This is a genomic window from Bradyrhizobium sp., from assembly GCF_019244115.1.
Taxonomy (GTDB): Bacteria; Pseudomonadota; Alphaproteobacteria; order Rhizobiales; family Xanthobacteraceae; genus Bradyrhizobium.
Genome location: NZ_JAFATE010000742.1, coordinates 1 through 7,158, shown reverse-complemented (window position 1 = coordinate 7,158; position 7,158 = coordinate 1). Strand labels below are relative to the sequence as shown.

Below are 7,158 nucleotides of genomic sequence, written 5' to 3'. Positions count from 1 at the left end.
GCGTCGGCCTCAGATGTCGGATCTTTCTCGAGTGCTTTGCGCGTTGCCATGGTCCGATGGGAGTTGAAGGGCCCGCACGCTTTTATCGGATCAAAATGAATGCCGGATGAGCGCGGGGAGCCGGAAGCGGGAGATGGTCTATCGGGATAAGAAGCGGCCGGGTCGACGTCATCGAGCCCGGCCTTATGCCTTTCGTCAAACAATGTGTCCGTAAAGAGGTACGGTTAGCACAGTCGGCAAGCACCCCAAGACAGGCAGCAGGGGCCACAGCCACCACAGCCGCCGCAGCCGCAACGGCAACCACCACAACGGCAACCACGGCAGCCGCACCCTCGACAACCGCAACCGCGGCAGCCGCCGCAACCCCAGGCGACCTGCACATAGCCGCCGCCCGCATTCTCCTTGTCGAAGAGATGGAAGGTCGCGAGACTCACATCCGCGATTTCTTCCTCGCCGAGGGTGACGGCGTGCGTCGGCGAGAAGTCCAATTTCTGAGGAGTGTCGAGGGCGGGGGTGGTTGCTGCCGATGCGCCGCCTACTAGTCCGAACGTCAATCCGGCGGCACCCAACGCCGGTACCGCGGCCTTTGTCACACGCTTCCGCTTAGAAGCTTGCTTCACCCGTGGCATAGTCGCATCCTCCATACCTTTAGAGAGAGAAGAGATATCTGTTGTCGAGTCCACCCTAAGATAATTCTACGCTTGGCGAATATGGCGTGCAAGGCTGCTGTATTTGCGCTGCGAACCCGTCTTCGTGATCGCGATTTAGCATTCATCTTGATGAACGATGAATCATCTTTGATGAACGAAAGACGCGTGATTTGGTTCAACAAATTCGCCATATTTTTCGCTGCTTGCAGAAATTGTCATGCTGCGTGCAGTGCCGCAAAATCGTGTAATGCTGATGGCGGCTTCCTAACATCCATGTCATCTGACGCGAACTGATTTGAGCGATGGTGAAGCGAGGCAGAAACGAACGGATACAAGTCCTGAGGAGTCTCCTCTTGCATTTGATCGCGGTCATCGGCACGCGCGAAAAAGCCCCGGCCGGTCTGCTGACCATCGCACGGGCGGAGGCATCGACATGAACAGCCAGCATGGCCGCTTCATCTGGTACGAACTGCTGAGCACGGACACCGCGGGCGCCCGGAAATTCTACGGCAACGTGCTCGGCTGGAGCGCGCGCGACGCATCGACCGCAGACTTTGCCTACAGCGTCCTGATCGCGCGGGGAGCGCCGGTGTGCGGGCTGATGGACTTGCCTGCCGAGGGACAAAGGATGGGTGCGCGGCCGCGCTGGGTCGGCTACGTCGCCGTCGAAGACACGGATGCGGCGGCCGACCTCGTCAAGCACCGCGGTGGAGCGATCTACGTGCCGCCGACGGACAGCAACATCGGCCGCATCTCGATCGTCGCCGATCCGCAGACCGCGACGCTCGCCATGGTTCAGGGATTGAAGCTGGCCGAGGCGCGGCCACGCGACGCGGACGAGGTGGGATGCGTCGGCTGGCACGAATTGTTCGCAACCGATTCCGGCACGGCCCTCGCCTTCTATGCCGACGTGTTCGGCTGGCAGGATGTTCCGAGCGAGCCGGGTCCGGTTGCAAGCTATCGGCTGTTTTCCGCAGGCGGCGATACGATCGGCGGCATGTTCAACAAACTGCCGCGCGTGCCGGTGCCGTTCTGGGTGTACTACTTCAACGTTGCGGATCTCGACCGGGCGATGGCGTCGGTCAAGGCGGGAGGCGGGCAGGTCGTCCACGGCCCGATGGGGTTGCCCGGCGGGTTCTCCATCGCCAGATGCGTCGATCCGCAGGGTGCGATGTTCGCGCTCCGGGGACCACGGGGTGAGGGGGCGACGGGGGAAGCGACCCCTGAACTGAGCTTCTCCGCGGCGTGGGGTGGTTTTGCCTCGCAGGGGCGCGTCGTCGTCGCGCCGAAAAAACCCAAGTCGCTGCCGAAGTCGCCTGCGCGACCGAAGCGCTAAGCCGCGGGCTTGGGCACCGGCGTGACCTTGGGCGCCTTGTCCTGCCGCTTCGACCAGGAGATGTAATAGGCGACCGTGGTCATGATCGCGATACCGGCAAGGCTGACCAGGATCTGCACGAAGATCGAACCCGAGCTCAGGCTCAAGAGGAAGTGCGCGACGAAGGACAGGAAGACGCCGACGCAGAACACGGCCAGCGACTGCTGCCCGCACACGATCGGCGGATCGAACACCTTCCACTCCAGCGGCGGCCAGTCCTTGGGAATGAAGCGGATCACCAGGATCACGATGACCACGAAATGGATGAAGCGATAGGGCGCCAGATAGGTCTTGTCGTTCGGGTTGAACGCCGAGTAGAGCCAGTCGGGGAACATCGCGCCGAAATCCGCAAAGCGGCCGGCCATGGTCATGACCAGGGCAAACAGCAGGTAGGCGATGCAGAGATAGAGCGTGATCGGCGCCATGATCAGGTTCGTGGCCCGCCGCGCCCCGCCGAGGGCGCACCAGGAGCCGAACAGGAACAGCACCTGCCAGGCGTAGGGATCGAAATACCAGGTGCCGGCCGGATAGGCCCGGAAATTCCAGCCGAAATGCCGCGCCACCAGCCACAGCGCGATGGAGGCCAGCATCGTCAGGTTCGGCTGGCGCAGCATCATCCACAACACAGGGGGAAAGAAGCCCATCAACACGATGTAAAGCGGCAGCACGTCGAGATTGACCGGCTTGAACTTCAGCAGAAGTCCCTGGCCGAGCGTATCGGTGGCGTGGTCGATCAGGCCTGCGACGTTGAACTCGTTGATGATCTCCGAATCGCCGAATCGGACCGCGAGAAAAGCGATGGCGACGATGTAGATGACGAACAGCACGATGTGGGCGACATAGAGCTGCCAGACCCGCTTGAACAGCCGCGTGGCGCCGACGATGAAGCCGCGCTCGATCATCATCCGCGCATAGACGAAGGAGGCCGTATAGCCGGAGATGAAGACGAACAGATCGGCCGCGTCGCTGAACCCCCAATTGCGGGTGGTGATCCAGTTCACGACGTTGTCGGGGATATGGTCGAGGAAAATCGCCCAGTTCGCGATGCCGCGAAACAGGTCGAGCCGGAGGTCACGTCCTTTGTCGGGCAGGGTTGCGTTGATTTTCATGGGCCTAGTTCGTGATGCTTTGGTGAAAAGGATTTCGCCCGAGACCGGCCGTCCCGGCGATGGCAATTGCCGGAGATTGTCACAGCGCGGCATAGTGACTATACCGGTCCTGAAAAGGTAGCATCCAAGGCCGGAATCGCCGCTTTAGAGACCCATAACGGGTTCGAGCCTGTCCCGGATGCTTCCACCACGCGCTGCACTATCGCATGTCCCAGGGAGCACCGCCATCCATGACCGCTCGCATTTTTAAGCCCGCCAAAAACGCGATGCAATCGGGAAGGGCCAAGACCCGGGAATGGCAGCTCGATTACGAGCCGGAGCAGCCGCGCGCCATCGAGCCCCTGATGGGCTGGACCTCCTCGACCGACATGAAGCAGCAGCTCACGCTGCATTTCGAGACCAGAGAAGACGCCGTCGCCTATTGCGAGCGCAAGGGCATCCCCTACCAGGTGATCGAGCCCAAGGAATCGGCCCGTCGGCAGATCGCCTATGCCGACAATTTTTCGTTCCGGCGCGGCGAGCCCTGGACCCATTGACGAGCGCCGCCGGTCCGGCTTTCGCGGGGCCGCAGCAAACCCCAACACAGCCATGCCGCTCCATTCCAGCATCGATCCGGCTTCCTCCGATTTCGCAGGCAATGCGGCGGCGATGCGCGCATTGGTCGCCGAACTGCGGGGCAAGCTCGAGGTGGTGGCCGGCGGCGGCGGCAAAGCGTCCCGTGCCCGCCACACGGCGCGCGGAAAAATGCTGGCGCGCGAGCGGGTCGATCTGCTGCTCGATCCCGGCACCGCGTTTCTCGAACTGTCACCGCTCGCCGCCCACGGCCTCTATGGCGGCGACGTGCATTCGGCGAGCATCGTCACCGGCGTCGGGCGGATCGCTGGACGTGAATGCGTCGTCGTCGCCAATGATGCGACCATCAAGGGCGGCACCTACTATCCGATGACGGTGAAGAAGCATCTGCGGGCGCAGGACATCGCGCGGCAGAACAATCTGCCTTGCGTCTACATGGTGGATTCCGGCGGCGCCTTCCTGCCGATGCAGGACGAGATCTTTCCGGACGAGCGGCACTTTGGCCGCATCTTCTACAACCAGGCGCAGATGTCGGCGGCTGGCATTCCGCAGATCGCGATCGTGATGGGCTCCTGCACCGCGGGCGGCGCTTATGTGCCGGCGATGTCGGACGAGAGCATCATCGTGCGCAACCAGGGCACCATCTTCCTCGGCGGACCGCCGCTGGTGAAGGCCGCGACCGGCGAGGTCGTCAGCGCCGAAGAACTCGGCGGCGCCGACGTGCATTCCCGCCAATCGGGCGTGACCGATCACTATGCGCAGAACGATGCGCATGCGATCGGGATCGCCCGGCGCATCGTCGCGACCTTGAAGCCGAAGGCGCAAGCCTCGCTCAACATGCGCGAGGTGCGGGAGCCGTTGTTTGCGGCGGAGGAGATCTATGGCGTCGTGCCGGTCGACGGCAGAAAACCGTTCGACGTGCGCGACATCATCGCGCGGATCGTCGACGGCTCCGATTTCGATGAGTTCAAGAAACTGTATGGCCAGACCCTGGTGTGCGGCTTCGCCCATGTCTGGGGTTTTCCGGTCGGCATCATCGCCAATAACGGCATCCTGTTCAGCGAGAGCGCGCTGAAAGGCGCGCATTTCATCGAGCTGTGCTGCCAGCGCGGCATTCCGCTGGTCTTCCTGCAGAACATCACGGGCTTCATGGTCGGCCGGAAATACGAAGCCGGCGGCATCGCGCGCGACGGCGCCAAGCTGGTGACGGCGGTGGCGACCGCCGGCGTGCCGAAATTCACCGTGGTGATCGGCGGCTCCTATGGCGCCGGCAATTATGGCATGTGCGGGCGCGCCTATGGCCCGCGCTTCCTGTGGATGTGGCCCAACGCCCGCATCTCGGTGATGGGCGGCGAGCAGGCCTCCCTGGTGCTGAGCCAGGTTCGCCGCGACAATATCGAGGCCAAGGGCGAGAGCTGGTCGGCGGCGGAGGAGGAAACATTCCGGGCGCCGATCCGGGCGCAGTATGAGAGCCAGGGCAATCCCTATTACGCGACTGCGCGGCTGTGGGACGACGGCGTCATCGATCCGGCCGATACGCGCCTCGTGCTGGGGCTTGGACTCTCGGCCGCCGCGAATGCGCCGATCGAGCCGACCCGGTTCGGCCTGTTCAGGATGTGAGCATGGAGCGGCCAGGCCTATATCGGCGTTTCAACAAGTTGCTGATCGCCAACCGTGGCGAGATTGCCGTGCGCGTGCTCCGGACCGCGAGGGCCATGGGCCTGCGCACGGTCGCGGTCTATTCCGAGGCTGATCGCGGCGCGATGCATGTCGGGCTCGCCGATGAGGCCGTGCTGCTCGGACCGGCGCGGGCGCGCGACAGCTATCTCGATGTTAACAGCGTGATCGCGGCGGCGCGGCAGACCGGGGCGGAAGCCGTGCATCCCGGGTACGGCTTCCTCTCCGAAAACGCGGAATTTGCGCAGGCTTGCCTCGACGCGGGCCTGGTGTTCGTGGGGCCGACCGCCGCGATGATGACGGCGATGGGCTCGAAATCCGGCTCCAAGGCGCTGATGGAAAAGGCCGGTGTGCCGCTGGTGCCCGGCTATCACGGCGAGGCGCAGGACGAGGCGACACTTGCCAAGGCGGCCGCCCGGATCGGTTTTCCCGTGCTGGTGAAAGCATCCGCCGGCGGCGGTGGCCGCGGCATGCGGGTGGTGGGATCGGCCGCCGAGCTGGCCGGAGCCATCGTCAGCGCCAAGCGCGAAGCCAAGGCGGCGTTCGGCGATGACCGCATGCTGGTCGAGAAATACGTCCAAAATCCCCGGCATATCGAGGTGCAGGTTATTGGCGACAGCCACGGCAATCTGCTGTCGCTGTTCGAGCGCGAATGCACCTTGCAGCGCCGCCACCAGAAGGTGATCGAGGAGGCGCCGTCGCCGACCTTGAATGAGGCCCAGCGCGAGGCAGTCTCCGCCGCTGCGCGAAAAGCGGCGGGAGCGGTCGACTATGTCGGCGCCGGCACAATCGAGTTCGTCTCCGACGGCAAGGACGTGTTCTTCATCGAGATGAACACCCGTCTGCAGGTCGAACATCCCGTCACCGAACTGATCACCGGCATCGACTTGGTCGAATGGCAGCTGCGCGTAGCATTCGGCGAAGAGCTGCCGCTGACGCAGGAGCAGATCAAACTGAACGGCCATGCCATCGAGGCGCGGGTCTATGCCGAGAATCCGGCCAAGAATTTCATGCCGTCGGTCGGCAAGATCAGGACCTGGCGGATGCCTGAGGCCACGGATGGCTTGCGCATCGATGCCGGCTATCGCGAGGGCGATCACGTCTCGCCCTATTACGACGCGATGCTGGCCAAGATGATCGCCTGGGCAGGCGATCGCGAGAGCGCGATCGCGGGCCTCAACCGCGGCCTCGACGAGAGCGACGTCAGGGGAATCGTCACCAACATCCCTTTCCTGTCGCGGCTGGTGATGCATCCGTCTGTTCGTGCCAACGCGATCGATACCGGCTTCATCGAGCGCGAATTGACCGCGCTGACCGCGGAGCCTGCCGCACCGGGTGAACTCGAGTTCTGCGCCGCTGTGGCGGCCATTCTCGCCGAGGAGCAGAGGGTCGCATCGTCGGAGGCACTGTCGCCGTGGCGCACGTCCGGATGGATGCCGGTCGGTCGCCGACAGCGTGTTTTTGTTTTCCGCCGGGGGCCGGGAGCCGAACAGAAGGTCGTGCTGCGATATGGTAACGGGCCGCCGACGCTCGCTCTCGGCGAACGCGAGATCGCCTTCGCATGGTCAACTGCAGATGGCAGTGCGCTCGATCTCACGCTCGACGGTGCGAAAACGCGAGTCGCCTTTGTCGTCGAAGGCCACGAACTCTATCTGCGCACGCGAAATGGCCGGTTCGAGCTGCACTGGGTCGATCCATTCGGCGGCGAGACCGAAGAGCAGGTCGGCGAGGACAAGATCGTCGCGCCCTTGCCCGGCACGGTCGTGGCGCTGCT

Annotated in this window: 5 protein-coding genes; 4 read left to right on the top strand and 1 reads right to left on the bottom strand. The window is 63.7% G+C overall.

The features are described 5' to 3' along the window. Positions 1-1,083 precede the first annotated feature (1,083 nt). Complete coding sequence (locus JOZ76_RS32010; RefSeq protein WP_291705392.1) at positions 1,084-1,986, top strand: VOC family protein; 903 nt, start codon at positions 1,084-1,086, stop codon at positions 1,984-1,986. Here the strand turns inward: JOZ76_RS32010 and JOZ76_RS32005 are convergent. Further along, the gene (locus JOZ76_RS32005; RefSeq protein ID WP_291705391.1) at positions 1,983-3,134 is read right to left on the bottom strand and encodes an OpgC domain-containing protein; all 1,152 of its coding nucleotides are present in this window, start codon (positions 3,132-3,134) and stop codon (positions 1,983-1,985) included. The two genes, JOZ76_RS32010 and JOZ76_RS32005, sit on opposite strands and share 4 nt — an antisense overlap. A 230-nt stretch (positions 3,135-3,364) precedes the next feature. On the opposite strand from JOZ76_RS32005, the gene JOZ76_RS32000 reads away from it, so the two are divergent. The 3 genes from JOZ76_RS32000 to JOZ76_RS31990 all read left to right on the top strand — a co-directional run. Continuing rightward, on the top strand, positions 3,365-3,670 hold the full coding sequence (locus JOZ76_RS32000) for an ETC complex I subunit (RefSeq protein ID WP_291705390.1): 306 nt from the start codon (positions 3,365-3,367) through the stop codon (positions 3,668-3,670). A 52-nt stretch (positions 3,671-3,722) separates the two neighbouring features. Beyond that, positions 3,723-5,327 carry a carboxyl transferase domain-containing protein gene (locus JOZ76_RS31995; RefSeq protein WP_291705389.1) on the top strand — a complete coding sequence of 535 codons (1,605 nt, stop codon included), beginning with the start codon at positions 3,723-3,725 and terminating at the stop codon, positions 5,325-5,327. A 2-nt stretch (positions 5,328-5,329) separates the two neighbouring features. Continuing rightward, positions 5,330-7,158: acetyl-CoA carboxylase biotin carboxylase subunit (locus JOZ76_RS31990; RefSeq protein WP_291705388.1), on the top strand; the 1,829-nt coding region annotated here is incomplete at its 3' end.

What these genes read in the sequence shown, in the direction of transcription:
- JOZ76_RS32010 (WP_291705392.1), top strand. Translation starts at nt 1,084, where the DNA reads ATGAACAGCCAGCATGGCCGCTTCATCTGGTACGAACTGCTGAGCACG.
- JOZ76_RS31995 (WP_291705389.1), top strand. Translation starts at nt 3,723, where the DNA reads ATGCCGCTCCATTCCAGCATCGATCCGGCTTCCTCCGATTTCGCAGGC.
- JOZ76_RS32005 (WP_291705391.1), bottom strand. Translation starts at nt 3,134, where the DNA reads ATGAAAATCAACGCAACCCTGCCCGACAAAGGACGTGACCTCCGGCTC.
- JOZ76_RS32000 (WP_291705390.1), top strand. Translation starts at nt 3,365, where the DNA reads ATGACCGCTCGCATTTTTAAGCCCGCCAAAAACGCGATGCAATCGGGA.